The sequence below is a fragment of the Pseudomonas sp. SBT1-2 genome (assembly GCF_028640875.1).
Taxonomy (GTDB): domain Bacteria; phylum Pseudomonadota; class Gammaproteobacteria; order Pseudomonadales; family Pseudomonadaceae; genus Aquipseudomonas; species Aquipseudomonas chlororaphis_I.
Genome location: NZ_JAQZAA010000109.1, coordinates 257,552 through 283,444 on the forward strand (window position 1 = coordinate 257,552; position 25,893 = coordinate 283,444).

The 25,893-nt window shown below is 65.6% G+C and carries 20 protein-coding genes and 1 pseudogene; 6 read left to right on the forward strand and 15 right to left on the reverse strand.

Features of this window, described 5'->3' with window-relative positions; all coding sequences use genetic code 11:
• Window positions 1-193: 193 nt before the first annotated feature.
• Window positions 194-751 (reverse strand): ATP-dependent Clp protease proteolytic subunit, encoded by a 558-nt coding sequence (locus tag PVZ78_RS24810; RefSeq protein WP_028684037.1) that lies wholly within the window; start codon window positions 749-751, stop codon window positions 194-196.
• A 196-nt stretch (window positions 752-947) separates the two neighbouring features.
• On the opposite strand from PVZ78_RS24810, the gene PVZ78_RS24815 reads away from it, so the two are divergent.
• On the forward strand, window positions 948-1,157 hold the full coding sequence (locus PVZ78_RS24815; protein ID WP_273829425.1) for a hypothetical protein: 210 nt from the start codon (window positions 948-950) through the stop codon (window positions 1,155-1,157).
• Window positions 1,158-1,309: 152 nt separating this feature from the next.
• Here the strand turns inward: PVZ78_RS24815 and PVZ78_RS24820 are convergent, their stop codons facing one another.
• The gene (locus PVZ78_RS24820) at window positions 1,310-2,701 is read right to left on the reverse strand and encodes an aldehyde dehydrogenase family protein (RefSeq protein WP_101284140.1); all 1,392 of its coding nucleotides are present in this window, start codon (window positions 2,699-2,701) and stop codon (window positions 1,310-1,312) included.
• A gap of 101 nt (window positions 2,702-2,802) precedes the next feature.
• On the opposite strand from PVZ78_RS24820, the gene ptrR reads away from it, so the two are divergent.
• On the forward strand, window positions 2,803-3,693 hold the full coding sequence (gene ptrR, locus PVZ78_RS24825) for a putrescine utilization regulator PtrR (RefSeq protein ID WP_028684034.1): 891 nt from the start codon (window positions 2,803-2,805) through the stop codon (window positions 3,691-3,693).
• Between the two features lie 27 nt (window positions 3,694-3,720).
• Here ptrR and PVZ78_RS24830 read toward each other — a convergent pair whose 3' ends face one another.
• The 3 genes from PVZ78_RS24830 to PVZ78_RS24840 form a co-directional block, all read right to left on the reverse strand.
• Entirely contained in the window at window positions 3,721-5,244 is a 1,524-nt protein-coding gene (locus PVZ78_RS24830) for a sensor domain-containing diguanylate cyclase (protein WP_273829426.1), read from the reverse strand.
• A gap of 111 nt (window positions 5,245-5,355) precedes the next feature.
• Window positions 5,356-7,770 (reverse strand): DUF3772 domain-containing protein, encoded by a 2,415-nt coding sequence (locus PVZ78_RS24835; RefSeq protein ID WP_009049108.1) that lies wholly within the window; start codon window positions 7,768-7,770, stop codon window positions 5,356-5,358.
• A gap of 178 nt (window positions 7,771-7,948) precedes the next feature.
• Window positions 7,949-8,968 (reverse strand): helix-turn-helix domain-containing protein, encoded by a 1,020-nt coding sequence (locus PVZ78_RS24840; protein ID WP_009049107.1) that lies wholly within the window; start codon window positions 8,966-8,968, stop codon window positions 7,949-7,951.
• A gap of 78 nt (window positions 8,969-9,046) precedes the next feature.
• Between PVZ78_RS24840 and PVZ78_RS24845 the strand changes: the two genes are divergently transcribed.
• Entirely contained in the window at window positions 9,047-9,913 is an 867-nt protein-coding gene (locus tag PVZ78_RS24845; protein WP_028684031.1) for a phytanoyl-CoA dioxygenase family protein, read from the forward strand.
• A 90-nt stretch (window positions 9,914-10,003) separates the two neighbouring features.
• Here PVZ78_RS24845 and PVZ78_RS24850 read toward each other — a convergent pair.
• Both PVZ78_RS24850 and PVZ78_RS24855 read right to left on the reverse strand, forming a co-directional pair.
• Window positions 10,004-10,453: pseudogene (locus PVZ78_RS24850) on the reverse strand (erythromycin esterase family protein); the annotation flags it as partial.
• Window positions 10,454-10,637: 184 nt separating this feature from the next.
• Window positions 10,638-11,051, reverse strand: a complete 414-nt coding sequence (locus tag PVZ78_RS24855) for a CBS domain-containing protein (protein ID WP_009049104.1) — start codon at window positions 11,049-11,051, stop codon at window positions 10,638-10,640.
• Window positions 11,052-11,426: 375 nt separating this feature from the next.
• On the opposite strand from PVZ78_RS24855, the gene PVZ78_RS24860 reads away from it, so the two are divergent.
• Window positions 11,427-12,176, forward strand: a complete 750-nt coding sequence (locus tag PVZ78_RS24860) for an SDR family NAD(P)-dependent oxidoreductase (protein ID WP_016705224.1) — start codon at window positions 11,427-11,429, stop codon at window positions 12,174-12,176.
• A gap of 56 nt (window positions 12,177-12,232) precedes the next feature.
• Here PVZ78_RS24860 and PVZ78_RS24865 read toward each other — a convergent pair whose 3' ends face one another.
• Together PVZ78_RS24865 and PVZ78_RS24870 are read right to left on the reverse strand one after the other, a co-directional pair.
• Window positions 12,233-13,174, reverse strand: coding sequence for an AraC family transcriptional regulator (locus PVZ78_RS24865; protein WP_038632558.1), 942 nt, complete (start codon window positions 13,172-13,174; stop codon window positions 12,233-12,235).
• A gap of 110 nt (window positions 13,175-13,284) precedes the next feature.
• Window positions 13,285-14,178 (reverse strand): LysR family transcriptional regulator, encoded by an 894-nt coding sequence (locus PVZ78_RS24870; protein WP_028684029.1) that lies wholly within the window; start codon window positions 14,176-14,178, stop codon window positions 13,285-13,287.
• Between the two features lie 150 nt (window positions 14,179-14,328).
• Here PVZ78_RS24870 and PVZ78_RS24875 point away from each other — a divergent pair, with 150 nt between their 5' ends.
• Together PVZ78_RS24875 and PVZ78_RS24880 are read left to right on the forward strand one after the other, a co-directional pair.
• Window positions 14,329-15,102 (forward strand): SDR family NAD(P)-dependent oxidoreductase, encoded by a 774-nt coding sequence (locus PVZ78_RS24875; protein ID WP_041983726.1) that lies wholly within the window; start codon window positions 14,329-14,331, stop codon window positions 15,100-15,102.
• A gap of 45 nt (window positions 15,103-15,147) precedes the next feature.
• Window positions 15,148-16,455 (forward strand): MFS transporter, encoded by a 1,308-nt coding sequence (locus PVZ78_RS24880; protein ID WP_273829427.1) that lies wholly within the window; start codon window positions 15,148-15,150, stop codon window positions 16,453-16,455.
• A 53-nt stretch (window positions 16,456-16,508) separates the two neighbouring features.
• Here the strand turns inward: PVZ78_RS24880 and PVZ78_RS24885 are convergent, their stop codons facing one another.
• From PVZ78_RS24885 to PVZ78_RS24910, 6 genes are all read right to left on the reverse strand, one after another.
• Window positions 16,509-17,726: an MFS transporter gene (locus PVZ78_RS24885; protein WP_273829428.1), complete on the reverse strand. Its 1,218-nt coding sequence runs from the start codon at window positions 17,724-17,726 to the stop codon at window positions 16,509-16,511.
• A 178-nt stretch (window positions 17,727-17,904) separates the two neighbouring features.
• On the reverse strand, window positions 17,905-18,618 hold the full coding sequence (locus PVZ78_RS24890) for an SGNH/GDSL hydrolase family protein (protein WP_273829429.1): 714 nt from the start codon (window positions 18,616-18,618) through the stop codon (window positions 17,905-17,907).
• A gap of 101 nt (window positions 18,619-18,719) precedes the next feature.
• Window positions 18,720-21,212, reverse strand: a complete 2,493-nt coding sequence (locus PVZ78_RS24895) for a TonB-dependent receptor plug domain-containing protein (protein WP_273829430.1) — start codon at window positions 21,210-21,212, stop codon at window positions 18,720-18,722.
• 34 nt (window positions 21,213-21,246) lie between these two features.
• Window positions 21,247-21,750: a RidA family protein gene (locus PVZ78_RS24900; protein ID WP_009049095.1), complete on the reverse strand. Its 504-nt coding sequence runs from the start codon at window positions 21,748-21,750 to the stop codon at window positions 21,247-21,249.
• A gap of 37 nt (window positions 21,751-21,787) precedes the next feature.
• Window positions 21,788-23,362 carry a flavin monoamine oxidase family protein gene (locus PVZ78_RS24905; RefSeq protein WP_273829431.1) on the reverse strand — a complete coding sequence of 525 codons (1,575 nt, stop codon included), beginning with the start codon at window positions 23,360-23,362 and terminating at the stop codon, window positions 21,788-21,790.
• A 34-nt stretch (window positions 23,363-23,396) separates the two neighbouring features.
• Window positions 23,397-25,544 (reverse strand): TonB-dependent receptor, encoded by a 2,148-nt coding sequence (locus tag PVZ78_RS24910; RefSeq protein WP_273829432.1) that lies wholly within the window; start codon window positions 25,542-25,544, stop codon window positions 23,397-23,399.
• Between the last annotated feature and the right edge of the window lie 349 nt (window positions 25,545-25,893).

Consider the following 25,893-nt stretch of genomic DNA (forward strand, 5'->3'; position numbering starts at 1 on the left):
GGTTGCCCGGCTACCCCGGGCGGGCCGCGACCGCGGATGAGAAAAAGCCCGCCAAGGGCCCGGCCAATCGCCCCGAGCCCGAACCGGGCGCCACCGAACCGGGCAACGAAACCCGGAACAGGACAACGAAAAGACCGCTTGAGACCGTGGCTCGCGCCGCGACGGCGCGGCCTTGGCGCCCGGGGCAACCGGGTCAGCCGCCCGAGACTTTCCAGTGCTTGACGTCGTCGGCGAACACCACCTGGCGCACCTCGTGGGCGATGCCGTAGGCCAGCGACTCATGGGCGGCAATGACCTTTTCTTCGGCGGACAGGCATTTGAAGATGTCCAGCTGGGTCGCCGCGTCGGCGGTTTCCAGCTCGTAGATTTTCACGTAGCGCGCCAGGTCGTTGTCCAGGCTGGAGAGGTATTCGCGCAGGCGCTGGTGATCCACCGAACTCTGGCTGAAGTACCAGTTCATCGGGTGGATCAGAAAGCGCGAATGCGGCGTGGTGATGCGTCGGTTGGCGGCGAGAAACATGATAATGCCCATCGACTCGATGTTGCCCGCGTTGATCGCGCACAGCGGCACCGGCAGCGATTTGAGAAAGGTGTAGAGGGTGAAGCCGAAGTTGGTGCTGCCACCGGTGGTGGACAGATTCAGCAGCAGCGAGGTGGCGCCTTGCTCGATGGCTTCCAGGCAACTGTCGCGAAAGCGTTCGGTGGTGCCCTGGTCGATCTGGCAGTGAAAATGCACGATGTGCTCGGTCATCGGACGGCCTCCCAGTCTTGGCCACGGTGCGTGACCTGGCTCTACGATTGAGCCCGGGCGGCGGCGAAAGTTTCGCCGAGCGCATGCCTGGCCAGGAGGCCGGGCGACCGCTCATCCATTGCCTCGCACCCGATGGTCCGGTCCAGTGCCTAACGGAGTAAGGCCCGGATTCACCGGGCCTGCCGTGAGGTGCACCATGAACCCGTCGATGCATGACCCCAGCGAGCCCCGTACGCCTGAACCCGACCCACTGCAACCCGCCCGCCGGCACGACCCGGTGATCGACCCCAACGTCAACGGCGATGCTGAACGCGATAAGCGGCGTGACGATGACAGGGAGCGGCCGATGGACCCCGACCTGCCGGCACCGAACGAGCCGACGCCACTGTCCGATGACCGCCGCTGAGACGTTGCGCAGACCGAGGCAGAACAGGAGATCGACTGTAGGAGCGAGCTTGCTCGCGATGGACGTAAGAACGCCGCGTTTATCCAGGCAACACGCGGAATCGTTCACGACCATCGCGAGCAAGCTCGCTCCTACAGTGGGAAGGGGGAGGATCAGTTGCGGTCCAGCCACACCGTCTGCGCGTTGCAGAATTCGCGGACGCCGAAGTGCGACAGCTCGCGGCCGAAGCCGCTTTTCTTCACGCCGCCGAAGGTCACCCGTGGATCGCTGGCGCAATAGCCGTTGATGAACACGCCGCCGGTTTCCAGCTCGGCGGTCAGGCGCTCGGCCAGGGCCAGGTCCTGGGTATAGATGGTCGAGGCCAGGCCGAACTCGCTGTCGTTGGCCAGTTCCAGGGCGTGTTGCGCATCCCGGGCGGTAATGATCGAGGCCACCGGGCCGAACAGCTCCTGCGTGAACGAGGTCATCCGGTCGGTGACACCAGCCAGCACCGTAGGCTGATAGAAGTTGCCCGGGCCCTCGGCCTTGGCGCCGCCCAGCAGCAGGGTCGCGCCTTCGCTCAAGGTGGCCTGCACCTGCTCGTCCAGCTCGTCGCGCAGGTCGAAACGCGCCATCGGGCCGATATAGGTGTCATTGGCCAGCGGATCGCCCACCTGCAACTGGCGAGTGGCGGCGACGAACTTCTCGGTAAAGGCTTCGACCACCCCTTGCTCGACGATCAGGCGCTTGGCGGCGGCGCAGACCTGCCCGGTGTTCTGGTAGCGGCCAATGACCGCGGCTTGCACGGCGGCATCCAGGTCGGCGTCGTTGAGCACGATAAAGGGGTCGGAACCGCCCAGTTCGAGCACGCATTTCTTCAGGGCCGCGCCGGCCTGGGCGCCGATGGCGATGCCGGCGCGCACGCTGCCGGTAAGGGTCACGGCGGCGATCCGGGGGTCGGCGATGGCCCGGGAGACGCCGTCCGGGGTGACGTTGATCACCTCGAACACGCCTTGCGGGAAACCGGCGCGCTGGAAGGCTTCCAGCAGCAGGTAGGCGCTGCCCATGACGTTCGGCGCATGCTTGAGCACATAGGTGTTGCCGGCGATCAGCGCCGGCACCGCGCCGCGCAGCACCTGCCAGATCGGGAAGTTCCACGGCATCACCGCGAGGATCGGGCCCAGCGGCCGGTATTCGATGCGCGCCTTGCCGCTCGGCACCGGGGCCGGCTCGGGGGCGAGCATCGCCGGGCCTTCGGCGGCGTACCACTCGCAGAGCTGCGCGCACTTCTCGATCTCGCCGCGGGCCTGGGCAATCGGCTTGCCCATTTCCAGGGTGATGCTGCGGGCCAGGTTCTCGCCGTTGTCGCGCAGGGCCTTGGCCAGGGCGAGCAGCAGGGTCGAGCGCTGTTCCAGGCTGCTGCGGCGCCATTGGGCGGCGGCAGTGGCGGCGCGGGCGAGGGCGGCGTCCAGCGCCTCGGCGGATTCATAGCGGTAATGAGCGATCTGCTCGCCCGTGGCGGGGTTGATCGAAAGGGCGTGGGTCTGGCTGGAAACCGTGGTCATGGCAGCGTCCTGTGGGCTGAGGAATGGCTGCAGGTTAGGCTGGTACAGGGCTTATGAAAACTGAATAATAAAGAGCACATCTTTCACGCTTGGAGAATGAAATGGATCTGGTGCAGCTGGAAATCTTCAAGGCGGTGGCCGAGCAAGGCAGCATCAGTGCGGCGGCGCAACTCATCCACCGGGTGCCTTCCAACCTGACCACGCGGATCAAGCAGCTGGAGCAGGACCTGGGCGTGGAGCTGTTTATCCGCGAGAAAAGCCGCCTGCGCCTGTCGCCGGCCGGCTGGAGTTTCCTCGACTACGCCCGGCGGATTCTCGACCTGGTGCAGGAAGCGCGGCTGACGGTGGCCGGGGAAGAACCCCAGGGACCGTTTTCCCTGGGCTCCCTGGAGAGCACGGCGGCGGTGCGGATTCCGGCATTGCTGGCGGCCTACAACCAGAAGCACGTCAAGGTCGAGCTGGACCTGTCCACCGGCCCCTCCGGGACCATGATCGATGGCGTGCTGTCCGGGCGCCTGACGGCGGCCTTCGTCGATGGCCCGGTGCTGCACCCGAGCCTGGAAGGGGTGCCGGTGTTCGACGAGGAAATGGTCATCATCGCGCCGCTGGGGCATGCGCCCATCACCCGCGGGCGCGACGTCAACGGCGAGAGCATCTACGCCTTTCGCGCCAATTGCTCGTACCGCCATCACTTCGAGCGCTGGTTCAGCGAGGATGCCGCGGTACCCGGCAAGATCCACGAGATGGAGTCCTACCACGGCATGCTGGCCTGCGTCAGTGCCGGCGCCGGCCTGGCGCTGATGCCGCGCAGCATGCTCGAAAGCATGCCGGGCTGCGGCACGGTGAGCATCTGGCAGCTGGCGCAGCCGTTCCGTTTCCTGCAGACCTGGCTGATCTGGCGCCGCGGCACGGTCTCGCGCAGCCTGACCCACTTCGTGCGCTTGCTGGGGGAGAGGCAGCTACAAGCTACAAGCTGCAAGCCGCAAGCTTAGAGCTTGCAGCTTGTAGCTTGCAGCTCCTCACGAGGTTGGTACGGTCTGGTTGCGTCCCGCGCGCTTGGCCATGTACAGCGCCGAATCGGCCTGCATCAACAGGCTCTTGAAGTCGGAGGAGGCGGGCACGCAGGTGTAGACGCCGAGGCTGATGGTGACGACGCCGCCGGGGTTGTCGACATGCTCGATCGCCAGTTCCTGTACCGCCAGGCGGATGCTCTCGGCCAGCACGTAGGCACCGCCAGGTTCGGTGTCCGGCAGCAGGATCGCGAACTCTTCGCCGCCGTAGCGCACCGCCAGGTCCGAGGGCCGGCGTACGTGTTGGCTGATGGCCCGGCTGACGGCGCAGATGCAATGGTCGCCCGCCACATGGCCATAGCGGTCGTTGAAGCTCTTGAAATGGTCGATGTCGAGCATGATCAGGCTGATCGACGAGCGCTGCCGGGCCGCCCGCCGCCACTCCAGTTCCAGGTTGCGCTCCAGGTGGCGGCGGTTGGCCAGGCCGGTCAGGCCGTCCTGCAACACCAGGGTCTCCAGCACCGGGCGGGCTTTCTTCAAGTGCTTTTCCACCAACAGGCCCTTGCGCACCTGCTTGAACAGCAGGATGCCGATCAGCAGGTTGATCGCCAGCACCACGGCGATCATGGCGGTCAGCTTGTAGGTGTCGGCGCGCCAGCTGCTGAGAATGGACTCCTGGGAATTGGCCGCCGCCACCACCAGCGGGTACTTGTACAGCACCCGGTAGCCGAACAGGCGGTCGACGCCGTCGATGATCGACTTGACCATCACCGTGTCGGCGGGGGCACGGGGTATATGCACGGAGAAGATTTCGCCCCGGGCCAGGGACGCACCGATGAGCTTCTCGTCGAACGGCCGCCTGGCGATGATCGTGCCCTGGGGCAGGGCGAGAAAGATCGCGCCCTTGTCGTCGATGTTGAAGCGATCGAAGAAGGTGTCGAAGTAGTCCATCTTGATGGTCGCCAGCACCACGCCCTTGAAGTTGCCCTGGGCGTCGTTGACCCGGCGCGAGAACGGGATCACCCAGTCGCCCGTGGTCTTGCTGCGCACGGCCGCTCCGACCCTGGGGGACAGGGTTACATTCTCGCGGTGGAACTTGAAGTAGTCGCGGTCCGAGTTGTTCGCCTTTGGCGGCCTGTAGTCGAACGAGGTGAGCACCCAGTTGCCTTCCCGGTCATAGAAGAACAGGCCGTGCAACTGCTCGGTGGTGAACACGCGCTTTTTCATCAGCTTCTGGGTTTTTTCCAGGGCCTGGGGCGACAGGTCGTCGATGCGCTCGATCAGCTCTTCGAGGATCAGGTTGGCTTCATCGAAGGTATCGGTCGCCTGTTGGGCCATGGACAAGGCCAGGTTGCCGGAGACCAGCCGGGCTTGCGCCAGTTCATGGGCCTTGCTGTTGACGACCTGGATGCCATAGATGCCGAGGATCGAAACCGCGACCACCATCAGGAAGGCGATGGTGACCGCCAGTACGGGAAGTCGTTTCGACTCCAGGGCAACGTCCTCGGTGCTGCTGTCGGGGTTTGCGTCCACAATGTTCCTTATCGTGCCTGGAGTGAAACAGGGCTGTCGTCAGGATCCTCGATGACAGCGGTCGTTCGGGTTGAAAAAAGTCGCCAGAATCCAGTCACGATAGCCCAGGACTCAAGGGTTCGCGGCCGGTGGTTCGCCCGTCGCCTTGTCCTGGCTGTCGCTGATCAGCATCAGGTTCTGTGGCGACGACAGGGCGATGCCCACTTCGCGCAAGCGCCCGAGGATGGTGAACAGCAGGTCGCTGCGGGCGCCGGACACCGAGCGCGGGCTACCGACGTAGCCGCTGACGCTGATGATCAGGCCGTTGCTGGTCAGGTCCTTGAACGACACCGAGGTCGCCGGCGCCTTGAGGATCGCCTCATGTTCGGCATAGGCCTGCAACAACAGCTCGCGCACCTGCAGCACATCGGTTTCCAGGGGCAGGGTCAGGGTGATACCGACCACGCCCAGGGCGTTGTCCATGGTCACGTTGCGTACGTTCTGCGAGATGAACTGCGAGTTCGGCACGATCACCGTGGAGCGGTCGGACATCTGGATTTCCGTGGCGCGCACATTGATCCGCCGGATATCGCCCTCGACCCCGGCCAGGCTGACCCAGTCGCCGACCTTGACCGGCCGCTCGGTGAGCAGGATCAGCCCGGAAATGAAGTTCTGCACGATGGCCTGCAGGCCGAAACCGATACCCACCGACAGGGCGCTGACCACCCAGGTCAGGTTGGTCAGGTTGATCCGCAGGGTCGACATCACCACGATCGCCAGCAGGACAAAACCGATGTAGCCGACCAGGGTCACCAGCGAGGCGCGCATGCCGGCGTCCATGTTGGTTTCCGGCAGCAGTCGCTCGCTCAGCCAGCGCTTGAGCACCCGCACGGCGAACATGCCGCCGACCAGGAACGCCGCCGCCAGCAGCAGGTCCTGGGGCACGATGTTGAGGTTGCCCAGGGATTTGCCGCTGACATCCAGCTGGGTAAAGCCCTCCAGCAGTTCCCCCGGGCTCGACCCGGACGGCATGAAGGCCAGCAGCGCCGCGGTGAACAGCAGCAGGGTCCGGCCGATGCCGGCCAACACGGTGGTGGCCTGGGCCTGGTGGCGCGGCGACAGGCCCAGGGCCGCCGCCAGCGCCAGGCCGCCGGGCTGCTTGGGCGACAGCAGGGTTTCGCAGAGGTCGCCAAAGCAGGCGATCAGCAGGTAGGCGCTGGTGGTCACCACGCTGATCCACAGCAGCTTGACGGTGAGGAAGTACGCCAGGCTCAGGTAGCCGCTGAGCAGCGACAGCAGGATCACCGCCACCCACACCGCCACCACGAAGGGCAGCAGCCCGGCGATGCCGTCGGGGCGCTCCAGCTCGAAGCGCCGGCGGGTGCGGCGATGGCGCAGCAGGGCGAAGAAAAAGATCAGCGCGGTAACCAGCGCCGTCAGGCCGTTGACCGCCACGGTCAGGGCCAGGCTGCTGGCGATCACGCTGTTGATCCGTTCCTCGCCGGCGGTGAGCAGCAGGGCCAGCGCCAGGATCAGCGGGAACGGCCCCAGGGCCGTGGCGATCTGGTCGGGAATCGGCGGCAGGCGCCAGGACGGGCGCGACAGCATCAACATGGCCCGGCCGAGGCCGACGATAAAGGAGCAGAAAATCAGCAGGGTCAGCCACTGGCCGATCAGGTTGAGCACATCGGCGCTCAGCGTCGCGCTGTTGACCAGGCCCCAGCGCAACAGCGAGGCGGCGGCGTTGATGGTGACGATGGTCGCCAGCCCGACCGTCAGCGCCAGGGCGCTGCGGCGCAGGCGGCCTTCGGGCAGCCAGCGGATCATCGACCAGATCGCCAGGCGTTCCAGCAGGCGCCGGCCGACCACCCAGATCAGCGCCGCGATGACCAGCGTGGTGATGAACAGCCCGCGATTGCCGGGGGCCAGCGCGGTCTCGAACGCGGTCCAGACGTCGTCGGAAAGACGGTTCAGGCGCCCGAGGTCATCCTCGGTCGGGCGGATCAGCGTGGACCAGAAGGCCGGGCTGAGCGGGCTCGCCGAGCGGGTGCTGATCTGCGAATTGAACAGGCTGCGTCGCAGGTTGATGATCTGCGCGGCAAGGTCGCGGCCGGACTGGCTGAGCAGATTGGCCTGGCGTTCTTCGTCGAGCAGGGTGTCTTTCTGCGCGCTCAGCACCTGGCGCTGGCTGGTCAGGCTGGGCGCTTCGTCGGGCAGCGGCGGGCCCAGGACCTTGAGCTGGTCGTCCAGGCGCTCGATGTCGGTGGCGCGCAGGGCGATCAGGCTGTCGGCCTGCTTCTGCACCTGCAGCGCGGCCTGGCGCAGGTCTGACAGCAGGTCGTCGTTGCCGCTCGCCGACACGCTCTGGCGGATCAGTTCGAGCCGGTCGTTGAGCTGCTCGAGATCTGCGCCCTCGGCCAGCAACGGCAGCTGGTTGCGGGCGACACTCTGCGGCCCGGGCGCCGGGGCCGCGAAGGCCGGCAGCGCAATACACAGCAACAGGGCCAACAGCCCCATCCCCCAGCGGTTCTGTCTCACTCGCCGCATCTGTCATGTCCTCTTTTGCTGTTCACCAGCCCTGACGAGCATAGACCGCGCCATCCCGGCATAAATTCCCCGGTGGGCGGCCTGCTGCCCTGGCGATCAGGGTGGCGCAGCATGCCGGTTTACGCGGCGTTGGAGAACGGGGTGGCGGTGAAAAAATACACTGAGAGGAGCTGCTTGCTCAGCGCCGACCCCCGCGATAAGCCCCCGGCGGCAGTCCGGTCCATTGTTTGAACGCGCGCTGGAAGGCGCTGGGTTCCGAGTAGCCGAGGCGTTCCGCCAGCTCGGCGACACTCACCGAGCCGCGCGCCAGCAGGGTGCAGGCCAGGTCGCGGCGCAATTCGTCGCGCACGCCGAGGAAGGTCACGCCCAGGGCGGCCAGGCGGCGGGCCAGGGTCTGGCGGGAAATGCCCAGGGCCTTGGCCGCCTGGATTTCCGACAGCCCGGCAAAGGGTTCGGCGGCGCACAGCAAGGCACGCAGGTGGGCTTCGAAAGTGGCCAGCGGGCCGGGGGCGATCACCGCCGGCAGCAGTTGGCGAGCGAAGCGCGCAACTTCCGCCGGCCGGCGCATCAGCGGTGCTTGCAGGTTCACGGCGGGCAGCTCCAGCCATGCGCCCGCGCCAAAGGCGGGTTGGCGCCCGAACAGAAAACGGGTTTGCGCGGTGAAGCCGGTGAGCTGTCGGGGCAGGACGATCCGCCGCAGCGGCAGGGTTTCGCCGGCGAGCCAGCTCCCGGTATGCCAGAGCGACAACAGCAGCATATGCGGCCACAGCACCGAATCGGTCTGGGCCCCGGGCCGGGGCGTCAGCCGCAGGCGGGCGATCTTGCCTTCGGTTTCCAGGCGCCAGGGCGCGGAACCATCGAACAGTTTGTAGAAGCGCGCGGCTTCGTCGAAGGCATCGGCCAGGGTCGGCAGGTGCACCAGCAGGCGCAGCAATTGCTCGAAGCTGCCCAGGGGCACCGGGCGGGTGAAAAAACCGAAGGCTTCGTCGGCGCCGAGGCCAACGCTCAGGCGGCTCAAGGCGCGGTAGTTGAGTGGCGCGACACGATAGCCGTCGCGCAGGGCTTCTATCGGCAAGTCGCAGCGCTCCAGCAGCGCCGCGCGTGCGCTGGCATCGAGGTGCAGCTGCCCCAGCATCTCGCGCACAAAACGCGCGGGAATGGTCGGGGCGACGATCCAGTGCGGGTAGGGGCGGGTCATGTCAGTTGAGACAAAGCGTCATTGGCGGCCACTCCGGCGTCCTGCAGATTGATGCGACTCACTCCCAGGAGCCAATCGATGACAACCACAACCTTGCCCGAGCGGCACGACTACATGAGCAGCGGATGCGCCAGGACCTATCGATCGACCGCCGGTACCCAGCCCGCCGTGCCCGCCGCGCAGCTCGATGAACTGATGGGCCAGCTGCAGCGCGACGGTTTCGTGGTGCTCGAACGGCTGTTCGATGACCAGCAGGTTAGCCGCATGCGCGAGGACCTGCTCGGCCGTTTTTCCCATACCGGGCGCAACTCGTTCGAGGGCGCGCGTACCCAGCGGTTGTATGCGGTGATTGCGAAAACCCGGGTCTGCGATGCGCTGGTGGAGCATCCGCTGATCCTCGGCCTGCTGGACCGGCTCCTCGCGCCCAACTACCTGCTGTCCCAACTGCAGGCGATCAATATCCTGCCGGGCGAGTGTGCCCAGCACCTGCATTACGACGATGCCTTTTACCCCATGGCGCGCCCACGGCCGCCCTATGGCGCGGCGACGATCATGGCCCTCGACGACTTCACCGGCGACAACGGCGCCACCGTGGTGATTCCCGGCAGCCATCTCTGGGACGGGCGCCTGCCCACCGCCGCCGAACAGGCCGCCGTGCTGCCGGTGGTCATGCCCAAGGGCTCGGTGGTGTTGTTCCTCGGCACCCTCTGGCATGGCGGCGGCGCCAACACCACCGACGCGCCACGCCTGGCGCTGACGGCGCAGTACTGCGAACCCTGGGCGCGCCAGCAGGAGAACTTCATCCTGTCGACCCCGCGCCACGTCGCCCGGCAGTGCAGTGAACATATCCAGCGCATGCTGGGGTACTCGATCCACGCGCCGTTCATGGGCATGGTCAATGGCATGCACCCCAAGCGCATGCTCGAAGAGCCCCAGGAGCGCTGAGCACAAACCAGGCGGGCGGCGAGGGGGCGGCACTGATGGCGGGCGCGGCGCCCCCTCCACGATCAGTGGACCTCGCCGCTGCTGACGAGCTCAGTTGCGGTCCGCGACCTTCCTTTCTATCTCGGCGATTTTCCTGGCGATGTCCTCGGCTTCCTGCTCGTTGCCTTTCGCAGGGTCTGGCGTGTCGTCATCGAGGTCATGGCGCTGCTCCTCCTCGTCGCGAGGATCCGCTGGCTCGGGGTGTTCTTCGCAGAAAGCCTCATGGCCGCGCTCGACGGAATGCCATACAGGGTCGTCCTGCCAGGGCGTCAGGCAGCCATAACGCCGGCGCGCTTCACGCGCCAGCTGCGGGTCGGTGCTATCGAGGTAGGCCAGTACTTCGCCGATGGAATTGCGCAAGCTATAGACATCGAGCCCGCGAAACTCGATGCGCTGGTCCGCGGGCAGGGTCCGGTTGTAGCGGTGCAGCCAACGGGTGAAGTCGCACACCTCGACGTTGCGCCACATCCAGCTCGGAAAGCGGCTGAATGACTGGCTGCCACGACGGTGTGCACGATCAGGCTGGCACAGGCTCATCCAGGCCATAAGAGGTTTGAACGCGGATTTTTCCGGTCTGTACCGCGCAGAGGACGAATGCGCGGGAAAACCCGGGGCCGACGGCTACCAGCCCACCGGGTAAATACCGGCCGTGGCCGCTCGGCCACAGCCGTCTGGGGCCAGGATATCAATGGGCCTTGGCCACGCCCTGGAGCACGGTGCTGTTGGCATCGCGATCGTGGGCCTTGACGATATTGCCCAGGGACACCACGCCCACCAGGCGTTTCTGCCGATTGACCACCGGCAGGCGCCGCAGCTGGATATCGGCCATGTTGCGGGCCACTTCGTCGACCTCCTGGTCGTCGAAGCAATAGCGGATGTCGCTGCTCATCACGCTGCTGATCGGCATATCGCAGCTTTGGCCCTTGGCCACGGCACGAATGACGATGTCACGGTCGGTGATCATGCCGACCAGCCGGTCCTCGTTGTTCACCAGGATGGCGCCGCTGTCGATGCTGGCCATCATGTTGGCGACTTCCCGCAGCGTCTGCTCGGGACGTGCGGTCTGTACGTTACGGGTCATGACTTCAGAGATCTTCATCAGGGTTCTCCTCGAAGGGCCGGGCCTTGCGGCCAGGCATGAAAGGCAAGGGCAGACGCCCTTGCGCGCTGGGTCCGGCAATGCTGTCGCTCGAATGTCGCTCGCAATGGCAGCAAGCATTAATTGGGAGTGTCGATTTTTTTAAAAAGTTGAAATTTGTTCGACGGCGCACGACGAGTGGCTAGCCGCTTATGAGCGGGCCATCGAAGAAGCGGTGGGGCAAAGGGTCGCCACACCTCTGGACGATGGCGAAGCTATTTTGGAGGACCAGCTATTACCCGTCCGGGGTGTGGCTCATAAGCTGGGTTCGTTGATCAGAGGCCGATTGTTCAAGGCCTGGTCAGCGTTTCTGAACCTGGAAGAGAAGCCTACGAAATGAAAAGACTGCACAAGAAAATCGCCCTGGTCACCGGCTCGTCCAAGGGCATCGGCGCGGCCATTGCCAAGCAACTGGCCAAGGACGGCGCCACGGTGATCGTCAACTACAGCCGCGGTCGCGAGGAGGCCGACCGGGTGGTCGAAGAGATCCTGCAGGCGGGCGGCCGCGCCCATGCCGTCCAGGCGGATGTTGGCAATGCCCTGGAAGTGAAGGCGCTGTTCAAGGCCATCGTCCATGAGCACGGCCATCTCGATATCCTGGTGAACAACGCCGGCGTCTACTCCACCGCGGCCCTGGCCGAGATCGAAGAACAGGAGTTCCACCGCCAGTTCAACCTCAATGTCCTGGGCCTGATCCAGTGCACCCGCGAAGCGGTCGGCGTGTTCAACCCCGAGGGCGGCAGCATCGTCAATATCAGCTCCAGCGTCACCTCGTTCACCCCGGCCAACTCGACGGTCTACACCGCCTCCAAAGGCGCGGTGGACGCCATCACCCGGACCCTGGCCAACGAACTGGGGCCAAAGAACATCCGCGTCAACTCGGTCAACCCGGGGCTGGTGGTCACTGAGGGCGTGCATGCCAGCGGCTTCTTCGAAGACGCCTTCCGCCAGAAGATCGAAGCCATCACGCCCCTGGGACGTATCGGCAAACCCGAGGATATCGCCCCCGCGGTGGCGTTCCTCGCGTCCAGTGACGCCGGATGGATCACCGGCGAGATCCTGGTGATCGGCGGCGGTCTGCACTAAACCTTGAAGGCAGCCTTGAAGGCAGCCTTGAAGGCGGCCTTGACGTCAGCCTCGACCTAAGCCTCGACGGCGGCCGCCTGCTCGCGCTGGTACTGGCGTGGCGAGTGCGACATGACTCGCTTGAAGGCGGTGCTGAAGGCGCTCTCCGATTCATAGCCCAGGGAAAAGGCGATGGACGCCACCGAGTCGCCGGAGTTTCTCAGGCGATCGCCGGCCAGCAGCATGCGCCAGTGGGTCAGGTATTCCATTGGCGCGGCGCCGACTATCTGCTTGAAGCGCAGGGCGAAGGCCGAGCGCGACATGGCCGCCAGCCGCGCCAGTTCCTCGACTGTCCAGCGTCGCGCCGGGTTGGCGTGCAGGGCGCTCAGGGCGACGCTGAGGTTGCGGTCCGCCAGGCCGAAGAACCAGCCCATGCCCTCGCTGGCCAGGCTGCTAGGTTCCAGGGCCGCCAGGTGAGCCCGCAGCACCTCGACCAGCATGATGTGCGCCAGGTGCTCGTTCATCAGCGAGCGGCCGGGGCGCTGTTGTTGCAGCTCGGCGGTAAAGCGATCCAGCGCCCAGCGCAGGATCGACGCCTGGGGCGAGTTGCCCTGCACATGCACCAGCGAGGGCAGGGCGCTGAGCAGGAACTGGGTGGGGACGCCGCTGAAATCGAAGCGCCCGCCGACCAGTTGCACATCGTCGCCGCCGTAATCGAGGGTGATTTCGTCCGGGGCCGGGGTTTGAAACAGCCCTTCGGAATCCATGGCCGGCAGCCCCAGGTCGCTGGACAAGGTAAAGGGCACACCGCGAGTCATCAGGAAGCAGTCGCCTTGCTGGAGGCGTTGCGGCGTCGGCTCGCCACTGACCTTCACCCAGCAACTGCCCTTGACCACGGCCGTGAACTTGATGCCGGCCCGGCTGGGAAAGTCGAAGGCCCAGTCGCCGCCCAGCTTCAAGGCCGCCGAATGGTAGTTACGGATTCTCAGCAGCGAAAGGACACCGGAAAGCGGATCCATGGGGGCACCTTTTCTGGACGATTGGCAAAATTAAGCCGACTTTAGCATGCCGATAGTCCTGGAATGGGGCTGCCAGGAGGAAATCCTCGGTCCTGGGTTGTCGCTGATTATCATTGCCCGTGGCCCTCAAGGAACACGTCGCTGATCACCCCGAACACGGTGCTCTTCAGGGCATTATCCAGTTCCACCCAGGCCAGGCCGGTGGTCGCCTGGTAGTCCCCGAGTTCCAGGGGGCGGGCGACCACGTTGGCGGGTAACGCGCGCCCGGCGTGGGCGGGCAGCAAGCCAATGCCGAGCCCGGCGGACACCAGGGCGAGCATGGTGGTGAACTCGCCCAGTTCCGCGGCGACTTCCAGTTGCGCGCCCTGGCGGTTCAGCTCTTGCATCAGTTGATCGTGAAAGCCCGGGGCGTAGCGCCTGGCCAGGATCAACACCGGCAGTCGCGCCAGCGCCGCCGGTTGCAGGGTTGCACTCCAGGCCAACGGATGATCGTCGGGGAGCGCAACCATGAAACTCTCCCGCAGCACCTCCCGGGTCTGGATGCCGGGAATGATCGCCGGCAGGCGCATCAGGCCGAAATCCAGCTGGCCGTTTTTCAACGCCGCGGCCTGGTCCGGCCCCGGCATGTCCTTGAGTTCCAGCTCGATGCGCGGGAAACGCTCATGCAGGGCGCGGATCAGCGCCGGCAGGAACTCCGGCAGTACCGAAGACACGAAGCCCAGGCGCACCCGGCCGATCTCCCCACGTCCCGAAGCCCTGGCCACGTCCATCGCATGGGCCGCCTGGTGCAGGGTCGCGCGGGCCTCGGGCAGGAAGATCGCTCCGACCTCGGTCAGCGCCACGGCGTGGTGGTTGCGTTCGAACAGGCGCACGCCCAATTCCTCCTCCAGCAGCTTGATCTGCATGCTCAAGGCCGGCTGGACGATAGCCAGCCGTTGCGCCGCGCGGCCGAAATGCAGCTCCTGGGCCAGGGTTACGAACGAGCGCAGGTGTTTGATTTCCATCGACCGACTCCAGGGTTGAAAACGCTTCGAGATGGTAATCACGAAGATTGATTACCAGATCAGCAATGACGATTGGACAGTGCCCGCCAGCTGCGCTGAAGTGCCCGCAAGGCCCATTCCAAAAACAGCGGCCGTCTCGCGGAGGAAAGCATGTCATTCAATCCCGGTAGTTTCCAGCTGGATGGGAGAAGGGCCCTGGTCACCGGTTCAGGCAAGGGCATTGGCCTGGAACTGGCTCGGGGCCTGGGCGCCGCCGGCGCCAAGGTGGTGATCAACGATCGTAATAGGGACAAGGCACAGGCCGTTGCCCGGCAGTTGCGCGACGAGGGCATCGGCGCGGAGATCGCGGTGTTCGACGTCACCGATCGCGCCGGGCTGTTCGAGGCCATCGACACCTTCGAGACGCGGGTCGGCGCTATCGACATCCTGGTGAACAACGCCGGCATCCAGCGCCGCGCACCGCTGGAGGATTTCGCCGCCGACGACTGGCATGCCCTGATGCGGGTCAACCTGGACGGGGTGTTCCATGTGTCCCAGGCCGTGGCGCGGCACATGATCGGCCGGCGCCGCGGCAAGATCATCAACATCTGCTCGGTGCAGAGCCAGCTGGCCCGGCCGAGCATCGCCCCCTACGCGGCGTCCAAGGGCGCGGTGAAGATGCTTACCCAAGGCATGTGCGCCGAATGGGCGCGCCATGGCATCCAGGCCAACGGCCTGGCCCCGGGCTATTTCGCGACCGAGATGAACCGGGCGCTGATCGACGATCAGGCGTTTTCCCAATGGCTGTGCAAACGCACGCCGGCGGGGCGCTGGGGGCGGGTCGAGGAGCTGTGCGGCAGCGCGGTGTTCCTCGCCTCGGCGGCCTCGGACTTCATCAATGGCCAGACGATCTTTGTCGACGGAGGACTGACCAGCGTCGTTTGAGCCCAGTACCCGGACCTGAAAAACAACAACAAACAGGAGACACCCATGAGCCCTCTCGAAGAACCGGCACTGCCGCCGCATACCCGCGACCCGGCGCGACATCCGTCAACGACCGCCACGGCCTTCGCGCCCAAGCGCTGGCTGTACCTGATCCCGCTGATCTTCATCACCTACAGCCTGGCGTATCTGGACCGGGCCAACTATGGCTTCGCCAGCGCGGCGGGCATCGAGCAGGACCTGGGCATCAGCAAGAGCACCTCGTCACTGATCGGCGCCTTGTTCTTCCTTGGCTACTTTTTCTTCCAGGTGCCCGGCGCCATCTACGCGCAACGCTACAGCGTGCGCAAACTGGTGTTCTGCAGCCTGATCCTGTGGGGCTTGTGTGCGATGGCCACCGGCCTGGTGACCAATATCCCGATGCTGATGGTGATCAGGGTGTCGCTGGGCATAGTCGAGGCTGCGGTGATGCCGGCGATGCTGATCTTCATCAGCAACTGGTTCACCCGCCAGGAGCGCTCGCGAGCCAATACCTTCCTGGTGCTGGGCAACCCGATCACGGTGCTGTGGATGTCGGTGGTCTCGGGCTACCTGATTCATGCCTGGGGCTGGCGCGAGATGTTTGTCATCGAAGGCGCGCCGGCGGTGTTGTGGGCGTTTGTCTGGTGGCGCCTGGCACGGGACAAGCCCGAGCAGGTCGACTGGCTGAGCCGGCAGGAAAAAAACCGCTTGGCCGCCACCCTTGCCGAGGAACAGCAGGGCCTCAAGGCGGTGCGCAACTATCGCCAGGCCTTCACCAGCCCGGTGGTGATCCAGCTCTGTGCCGTGCATGCCTTATGGAGCATCGGCGTCTACGGTTTCATCATGTGGCTGCCGACCATCATCAAGCAGGCGGCTGCCACGGATATCGTCACGGTCGGCTGGCTGAGCGCGGTGCCTTATGTGGCTGCCGTCGCCGCCATGCTCGTGGTGTCCTGGGTATCGGACCGCTCCGGGCGGCGCCAATCGCTGGTCTGGCCGCTGCTCGGGTTGGGCGCGCTGGCGTTCTTCTGCTCGTACTTGCTGGGGCCTTCGCACTTCTGGCTGTCGTTCGCCTTGCTGACCGTCGCCGGCGCCGCGCTCTACGCGCCCTATGGACCGTTTTTCGCACTGATCCCGGAAGTGCTCCCGGCCAATGTGTTCGGCGGAGCGATTGGCCTGATCAACGCCTGCGGCGCGCTGGGCGCCTTCGTCGGTTCGTGGATCGTCGGCTACCTGATCGGTCTCACCGGCAATCCCGGGGCGGCCTATGTGTTCATGACCCTCGGTGTGCTGTCTTCGGCGCTGCTGATGGCGGTAGTGAAGGTCAGGCGTTGAAGGCTCGCGGTATGCGGGCGCGGGCCGCTGCCGGCCAGCGCGTCCGGGACGACTCAGCGAGCCGCAAAACGCGTACGGCGAGCCAAGGCGAACAAGCCCAGGCCAATGACCAGGAACAGCCCCAGCGCGACGTTGCTGGCAGTGACGATGCCGCAGGCGTCCACCAACAGCCCCAAGGGCACCGGGGTGGCGTTGAACAGGTAGACGGTGGCGTAAAAATAGGCAATCAATTTGCCGTGGCTGTGCCGGGGCGCCAGCTGATTGACCAGGCGGGCATTGCCGACGAACAGCGCGCCATAGGCATAACCGCCGATCGCCAACCCCGGCAGGGCGAGGTACAGGGCCTGGCTGTAGCAGGCCAGGAGCAGGATCACCAGCGTCAGGCATTGGCACAACCAGCCACTGAGCAGCGCCTGGCGGGCGTCCATGCGCTGGCAGTAGAGCTGGCTCAGGCCGGCGATCAGCAGGTAGGCGCAGATCACATAACCAAAGACCCCGCGGTCCTCCAGGCCAAACACCTGCTGCGCCACCTGCGGGCCGATCACGAACACACAGGCGGCGAACGACCAGCTGAAGAACACACTCCAGGCGCAGAGGTGAAAGGGCAGGCCGATGCCACGCAAGGCTTGCCTGAGGCTGGCCGGGCGAGTGTTCTCCTGATTGGGCGCCGCCGCATCGCTGGCCGCCCGGGATGGCCAGAGGATCAGGGTCGCGACCGCCGACGCCAGGCCGAGCGCGGCGATCAGCCAGAAGGGCGATGCCAGGGGACGCAGCTCCAGCTGCAACGCCGCGCCGCTGACCAGCGGCCCCAGGGCCAGGCCCGAGACCATCGCCAGGGTCGCCACCAGGGCCGGCAACTTGTCGTTGTGCCCCGGGTTGAAACGCACCAGCGCCACATTCACCGCCGCGGTCATCACCCCCGAGCCGAGGCCGGCCAGCAATCGCGCCGCGCACAGTGGGCCCAGGGACGTGCCGTGGGCAAAAGCCGCGGCACCGACCAGCACCAGCAGGCTGGCGGGGACGAACAGGCGGCGCAGGTCGCTGACGTTGCCGGCGATCCGCGCCATGGCCACCAGGGCGATCAGCACGCCGATGCCATAGGCGCCGAAAATCAGCGTCAGGTCCAGCGCGCTCAGGTCGAACTGCTCTTTGTAGAAGGGGTAGAGCGGGGTCGGAGCACTGCTGTTCATCAGGGGCACCATCAAGGACAGCGCCAGGCAAAACAAAAAGCAGCTCGAACGCCGTCCACCGGCAAGTGTGGATGCGGGCATAAGGTATCGGGTCCGTTGGGGATCGAGGTGAGCGTCAGGGCGCCGGTTCAGGGCTGACAGGCTGGCAGCGAACCGGCCAGCCAATGATATCGGGCAGGCTGGCCGGCACCATGCGCGAAACCCCGGGGTTTGTTGGCCGGCGTCCAGGGCTGGGGCTGGTGTGAGGACCGGGAGTGGCTTAACGACCGCAGCGCTGGCGAATCACCTGCGCCGCTTCATCCGCAAGGATCTGGTAGAGCACCGGGGAGGGATGGAAGCCGTCGCCGGCCATCAGGCTGGCCGCCGGCTGGAAGCGGGTGGCCAGTAATGTGCAGTGCTCCAGGCCGTCCAGCAGCTCGACCAGCAGGCTGTTGAAGCGCCGGGCCCTGAGGCCCAGGTACCAGCGCAGCGGCTGGGGCAGGGCGGGGAACAGGTGCATGGGCGGCACGGGCAGGAAAACGATGTGCCTGGCCTCGAAGCGCTCGCTCAAGAGCTCGATCAGGCGCGAGATCCGCGCCTGCCATTCGGCCGCGGCGATGGTGCTGGTGACGTCGTTGACGCCGATGGACACCAGGGCCACATCGAAGGGCTCGGCCGGGCCAGCGTCCAACAGCTGGAACAACTGCCGGGAGTCCAGCCCGGATTGTGCCCGTAGTTGCCATGACAGCTGGAAGTCGTCGGCCAACCCGGCCACCAGCCGGCCGGCAATCGCCTCGTCCTGGGTGCCGGCGCCGACACCCGCCGCCGCGGAGTCGCCGAGGATCAACAGGCGCAGGGCCGGCCCGTTGCCGTCGGCATGCCCGCCCTGGCGCGGGCCCTCGGCCTCCGGCAACTTGGGTGTGACCCAGCGGGTGTAAAGGCCCTGGGCGAGTAACAGCGGCCCCAGGGCCACCTTGGCGAACACGTCAGTCATGGGCAGCTACGCTCGCAGTCAAAAAGGGCGACGCCTGGCACAGGAACCCAGCGTCGCGATGAAGCCCGGCGCCCGCGGCATTACCTCTGCCGCGGGGCACCTCAGAAGGCATATTGCACCCGAGTGTAGTAGTAACCGCCGGTGAAGCCGAAGGGCGAATAGCTGCCCCAGTTGTCGCCGAACGACGAGTTGCTCACGCCGATAGGGTCGGGGTACTTGTCGAACAGGTTCTGCGCGCCGACCGCCACCGTCAGTTGTTTGTCGAAGGCATAGGCCACGTCCAGGTCGGTGATCCACTTGGCCGAGTACTCGCGGTCCAGGTCCGGGTTGCTCGAGCTGTTGACCTCGGTGTAGGTGCCGTAGCGGGTCAGCCGCAGGTTGACGTCGAAGTCGCGGATCGCCCAATCGGCGGAGAAGATCATCTTGCTGCTGGGCGAGGTCTTGGTGAGCAGCGCCCGCGACTGCCGTCCCAGCAGCTGGAAGTTGCTGCCCAGGGCGCTCAGTTGCGCGGGGGTGTCGCTGACGCTGAGGATTTGCGTGTGGTTGTAGTTCAGCGCCGCGGTCCATTTCACCGAGCCGTAGCGGGCCAGGTTCTGCCGGTAATTGCCCACCACATCGACCCCGGAGGTGCGGGTGTTGGCGCCGTTGGTGAAGTACTGCGCGCCGGCGGTGGCGGGTACGCCGATGCTGTCGAGCAGGGCGGCGACGCCGGGGCCCTGGAAGCGTTCGCTGAGCACCAGGCGGTCGCGCAGGTTGATCACGTAGCCATCCACGGTCAGGCTCAGGTCGTCGCTGGGGGTCAGGGCAAACCCCAGGCTGAAGTTGGTCGAGCGCTCCGGCTTCAGGGACTGCGCGCCCAGCGCCTGGGCGCCGGCCGAGTCCACCGGCAGGATCACGTAGTTGTAGGACTGGTAGACGCCATTGATGGTGTCGAAGCCGGTCGAGCGCGCGGTGAAGATCTGGTTGGCCAGGGACGGCGCACGAAAACCGTTGCTGAGGGTGCCGCGCAGCGCAAACACCGGGTTGAACTCATAGCGGGTGCTGAGCTTGCCGCTGCGGGTGGCGCCCACGCCTTCGTTGTAGTGCTCGTAGCGCGCGGCGACGCCGACATACCACTGCTCCACGGGGTAGAAACCCAGGTCGATATAGCTGGCAACGCTGTTGCGGCTGATCTTCTGCTCATCCTCGGGGCTGATGCCATTGGTCACCTGGGCCCCCGGGTCGGGGCGTTGCCCGGCGCGCGGGTGGCCGGCGGGAAACACATAGCCGCCATCGAGATAGGAGGCTTCGGAGCCGGCGCGGGTCTCGTAGCTTTCGCGCCGGTGCTCGAAGCCGAAAGCCACGTCCAGCGGCTTGGCCAGGCCGATCTCGTAGCTGTGTTTCAGGTCCAGGTTGCTGGTCAACTGGTCGGCGATGTAGATGCCGGAGGTGAATTTGTTCGGGGTGTTTTCCCCCAGCGACGGGTTCTGGTTGTCGTAGGTGCGTTGCTTGGCGTAGTTGCGCCCGTAGGTGCTGCTCAGGTCCCAGGCCCAGCCGCCGAAGTCCCCGCCCTTGGCGCCGAACGCCGACTGGAAGTCGGTTTCGTTGACCAGCCAATAAGGGCTGTAGCCGTTGGGGTAGCCATTGGGGCCGGTGGTGATGGTGTTGCGGCCGTTGGGCAGGCGGAAGTTCTGCCCGTCGTTGTTCTCCCGGGTGGCCAGGGTGGAGAACGAATACAGGGTCACGGCGTCGTTCAGCGGCAGGTCGAGGTTGTAGCCGACATCGGCCAGCTGGCTGCGGGGCAGGCCGTAGCCCTTGTAGGTGTGGTGGCTGGCGCCGGCCTCGCGCGGGTCGGGCGAGCCGTCGGCCAGCGGGTAGTAATGGCTGCTGTAGCCGTTGCTGCCAGCCTTGTTGTCGCGCTCCTGGTAACGGGTGTCGAGGGAGACATTCAGGACCCCGGCCTCGCCGACCTGGAAACCGTAGTTGAGCGCCTCCTGGGCGGTGCCGCGCTTGCCGTCGTAGCCCTGGCCGAGGGTGGTATCGGAACTGCCGCCGGTGGTCTGCTTGAGGATGATATTGATCACCCCGGAAATCGCGTCCGAGCCGTACTGCGCCGCCGCGCCGTCGCGCAGCACCTCGATATGGTCGATGGACGCCACCGGGATCAGGTCGAGGTCGCTGGGCGCCGCGCCGCTGTTGATGCCGTTGATGTTCAAAGTGGCGCTGGTGTGCCGGCGCTTGCCGTTGACCAGCACCAGTACATGGGAGGCGGTAAGCCCGCGCAGGGTGGCCGAGCGCACCACGCCGCTGGCGTCCCAGCCGGCGCGGTCGGGCAGGTTGAAGGACGGGATGAACTTGCTCAGCGCCTCCAGCAGGCTGGGTTTGCCCACCGCCCGCAGTTGTTCGCCGGTGACCACGTCGATCGGCGTCGGGCTGGTGGTCACGGTGCGTTCGGTGGCGCCACGGTTGCCCGTGACCACCACCGTGTCGAGGGTCGGCGAGGCGCTTTCGGCGGCCCCCAGGTTGGATGAAGCCAGGCCGCAGGCAATCGACAGCGGCAGCAACAACGGGCGATAGACCGTTGCAGTACGTCGGGCAGTTGAGCGCTTGAGCATGAGAGGGGGCTCCTGAATATCGGCTAGGTCCGGGTCACTTCTTGCGCGCGGCGACGGCTTCGATTTCCACCAGGCCGCCCGGCAGTGGCAGGGCGACCACCTGCACCGCGGTGCGCGCCGGCTTGTGCGGCTGCTCGGCGCTGCCGAAGAACGGCGTATAGCCTTGCTGCAACCCGGCGAAATCCAGCTTGCCGCCCTTGGCCGGGTCGCCCACCAGGAACACCCGCAGCTGGATCACGTCCCCCAGGTCGAGGCCCTGGCTGCGCAGCACGCTCTTGAGCTTGTTGAGGATCGAGGTGGTCTGGGTCGCGGTGTCGCCGTAGGCGGCAAAGGAATCCTTCGGCGCTTGCGGGTCGTGCAGGTCGGCGAGCAGGCCGCTGACGAACAGCAGCTCGGTCTGCGCCGGCACCGCCACCGCCAGGGAAATCGGGAAGTTGGAGTTGGGCAGGGCGATGCGCTTGATCTCATCGGCGTGGCTGAGGCTGGTGAAGGCGGTGGCGGTCATGAGCAGTCCTGCGAGCAGCGTGGTGGTTTTCATCGGTCGGTCCTTCTGTCTTGGGGAAAATGGGGGGGAATCAGGCAGCCACACCCGGTTGCTGGCGTTCGGCATGGCGGCCGATCAGGCTGACGATGCGCCGCGCGGAATCGGCGGCGCTGTTCTGCCAGATGCCGACGCCGCCATGGGCCAGGGCGTCGCTGGCCAGGTAGGTGCGGCCCTGGGGCTGGTTGAGGATGTGGTAGGCCTGCTCGCCGACCTCGTCGTTGACGATCCACGGGCCTTTGCTGAAGGGCACCTTGGACCAGTTGATGGCCACCGGTTTTTGCAGCTTGGCGCTGTGCCCGGGGTGCAGCAGTTCGACGGCCTGGCGCGAGGACGCGAACTGCTCGGCCAGGGATTTGCGGCTGAAGGCCTGGGCCGCTTCGCTGGTGTTGTAGGCGGCGACGAGGATGCCCTGGGCGCTGTTCAGCCGGTCGCTGGGGTACCACAGGCCTTTGACTTCATGGTCCAGGTAGGACAGCCCGCCAAAGATGTTGAAGTCGGTTTCCCAGAAGCGCGGCGACTGCCAGGCCACCTTGTTCGCCTGGTCACTCTGGGCGCTGAGGATCGCCTGCTTGAACGGCGTGCTGAAGTTGTTCGGCAGCCTGGCCAGCAGCGGCAGGGGCACGGTGACGATGGCGTAGTCGGCGCTCAGGGTCTGGCTCTTGCCGGTCTGGCGGTCCTTGTAGGTGATGCGGCTGCCTTGCTCGGAGGTCTGGATGTCGCTGACTTCGGCGTGGAAGCGCACCGCGTCCTTGAGCTTGTCGTAGAACGCCAGGGGGATGCGGTCCATGCCGCCCACCGGCTGGAACATGGTCGAGGAAAACTCGGGGATTTCATCGAACACCAGTGCGCCCCACAGCTTGGGATTGAGCAGGGTCTGCAACTGCAGCGGCGCGCGGGTGATGCCGGTCTGGTCGCCGGCGCCGGGCAGGCGGGTGTAGCCCGAGCGCACCGAGCCCTGGTATTTGAAGTCGGCGTTGAGGTCGCCATAGACCTTGAGGAAGTTCAGCAGTGCCTGGCGGTCGTCGGCGCTGAGGTCCTGGTCCAGGGCCTTGCGGCTGACGCTGCGTGCCAGCAGTTCGGACAGTTGGCCACGGCTGTCGTTGACCGCCTGGCGCAACTGGAACGCCGGCTGCCGGGCGTCCGGCAAGGCCAGGGCATTGCGGCTGCTGTTGACCAGCACTTGCAGCTCGACACCCAGCTCGCGGCAGTAGCCGAGGAGGGTCTGGTGATGGCTGGGAATGCGCGCCGGGCCGGCGTTGAAGAATTGGCCCTCATCGAAGTCCACGGTCTGGCTGACGCCGTCGTCGAACTCCACCTTGCTGCCGCGGCGCAGGGTCCAGTTACGTCCGCCGACCCGCTCGCGGGCCTCGAGGATGGTCACGCTGAAACCGGCCTTGCGCAGTTCATAGGCGCTGACCAGCCCGGAAATGCCGGCGCCGACCACCACCACATGCTTGCCTTTGCCGCTGCTGCCCAGTTGCAGCGGGTCGAAAGCCGCCGCCACGGCCTTGGGCGCGAGCCCCAGGGCATCGAGGGCGCCGACGGCGGCGGAATAACCACCGACGGCGGCGATACGGGAAATCAGTTGCCTGCGGGTAAAAGCCATAAAGTACTCCTTGGCGTGTTTGCCGATGAGGGGGTCAGAGGTCGTAGCGCACGGACAGCAAGAGGGTTCGCGGGTCGTTGACGGCGTAGTAGCGGGCACCACTGGACGGCACGTAGCCGACCGACTGCGGGTAGGCGCGGTCGAGCAGGTTTTTCACCGCCAGGGTGGTGGTCCAGTGGCCGTCGCCGGAGATGTAGCGGGTGTTGGCATTCCAGAAGGTCTGCCGGGGGATTTCCTGGATGTCGTCGTTCAGCGCGTTGGCGTAGGACCTGGTCTGGAACTGCGCATCGGTGCCGGCCAGCCAGGTGCCGGGCAGGCCGGCGGGGAGGGTGTAATTAAGGCCGACACTGGTGTTCCAGCGCGGCGAGAACACCAGTTGCTTGCCGTTGGCATCGACCCCGGCGCCGCTGGCATTCTCGAAGTCGTCGTACTGGCTTTGCAGGTAGCCGAGGTTGAAGGTCAGCTGCAAGTCGTTGGTCAGGGCGCTGAGGGTTTCCAGCTCGACCCCGTAGGTGTGGGCCTGGCCGACGTTGGTGCGCAGGCTGACGCCCAGCGCCGGGTCGTAGGCATTGGTCTGCAGGTCCTTGTAGTCGTTGTAGAACAGCGCCAGGTTGGCCCGCAGGCGACGGTCGAAGAAGTCGCCCTTGAAGCCGGTTTCCCAGGTGGTCACGTCTTCCGGGGAAAACGCCTGCTCGGCGGCGGCGCGGGTCGGCGCGCGGTTGTCGTAGCCACCGGCCTTGAAGCCCTTGGCCACGTAGGCGTACTGGTTCAGGTGCGGGGTCCAGGCGTATTCGAAGCCGAGTTTCGGGCTGGTGGACTGCCAGGACTTGCTCGAATCGGCGCTGAAGTTGGTACCGGTGATTTGCCGGTTGGTGGTAATCGCGTAGTTGTCGTACTCGAAATTCTTGTGCTCGCGGGTAAAGCGCAGCCCGGCGATCAGCGACAGCTGCGGGGTGATCTTGTAGCTGCCCTGGCCATAGAGCGCGTAGCTCTCGGTGTGGGTGGTGCTGTACTGGCCCTGGCCGATCACCCGGTTGCGCGCCACCGAGTAGGTGAGGTTGTCGCGCTCGGCGTCGAACTGCTCGCGGTACAGGTACAGGCCGGTGCTGAAGCTGAAGTCGTCGTAGTCGCCGTTGAGCTGGAATTCCTGGGTGGCGTAGTCCTGCTTGTAGAGGATCAGGTTGTTCTGGATCAGCGCCGCCTGGCCCGAGTTGTCGTAGTCCACCGGCTGGTGGAAGGCCGAGTAGGCGGTCACCGACTTGAGGTTCAGGTGCTCGTCGATCGCGTAGATCGCCCGCAGCACCGAGCTGCCCTGGTCGAGGCGGTTTTTCGGATCGAGGCTGCTGTAGCTCTTGAACTTGTCGAAGCGGCCGTTGGCATCGAAGGGCGTGTAGCTGGTGGTGTCGCCGCGGTCGAAGGTGCCGGCCAGGGTCAGTTGCACATCCCAGGGTGAGTCGTCCGGCTTGTAGCGCAGCTTGCCGCGGTACGACTGGATATCGACGTTGTTCACGTCCTTGCCGCGGGTGGGGTTGGAGACGGTGCCGTCGCGGCTCAGGCGGATCGCCGAAAAGCTGCCGAACAGGGTGTTGTCCACCAGCGGCCCGCTGATCAGCAGGCGGCCGTTGCGGTCGTCGTAGTTGCCGGCGCCGAGTTCGAGGAAACCGCGGGTTTCCTGGGTCGGGTCGCGGGTGATCACGCGGATCGCCCCGGCGCTGCTGTTGCGTCCGTACAGGGTGCCCTGGGGGCCGCGCAGCACCTCGACGCGTTCGACGTCGTTGAAATCGAGCATCGAGGAAATCGCCCGCGGGATGTACAGGTCGTCGGCGTAGACCGCCACGGCCGCTTCCTGGATCGGATCGGTCTCGCCGATGCCACGGATGCCGTAGGTCTGCGCGCTGTAGGAGATCGACTGGCGGCTGAGGCTGAGGTTCGGCACCTGCCCGGAGAGATCGCGAATGCTCTTGATCTGCTTGTCTTCCAGGGCTTTTTCATCGAACGCGGAGATCGCCAGCGGGGCCTTTTGCAGGTCCTCGGCATGGTGCTCGGCGGTGACGGTGACCACTGGCAGGGCGGCCTTGTCGGCGCCCTCTGCGGCGTGGGCCGACAACCCGGCCAGGTTCAGCGAGACGCCCGCGCTGAGCGATACGGCCAGCGTCAGGCGGTGTGCGGTGAAGTGCTGCATGGTGAACCCCAGGTGTGTAGGTTGGCGTTGTTTTTTTTCGGGCAAGGCTGCGCCGGGGCCATGCTGGGAAAGCCATGACGGCGGGGGGCTTGGGCCGGTTTTTCAGGTTCGGGTGGCGCAATTGACCGTGGAGTGGTGTCGGCCGGAAAAAATGCAGTTCCGTGGGCCTCCACCTGGTCGGGTGGTCGGTGCTGGATGTAACAGTATTTGTATAAATACGCCGTGTAAAAGTCTGAATAGTTATAAGTTAATTATAAAAATATGTAATTTAATTCTTATGATAAATGCGTATTCCTGATGTTTATTTTGAGGGCTCAAAAACGAAATCGCGGGCAAGCCTCGCTCCTAC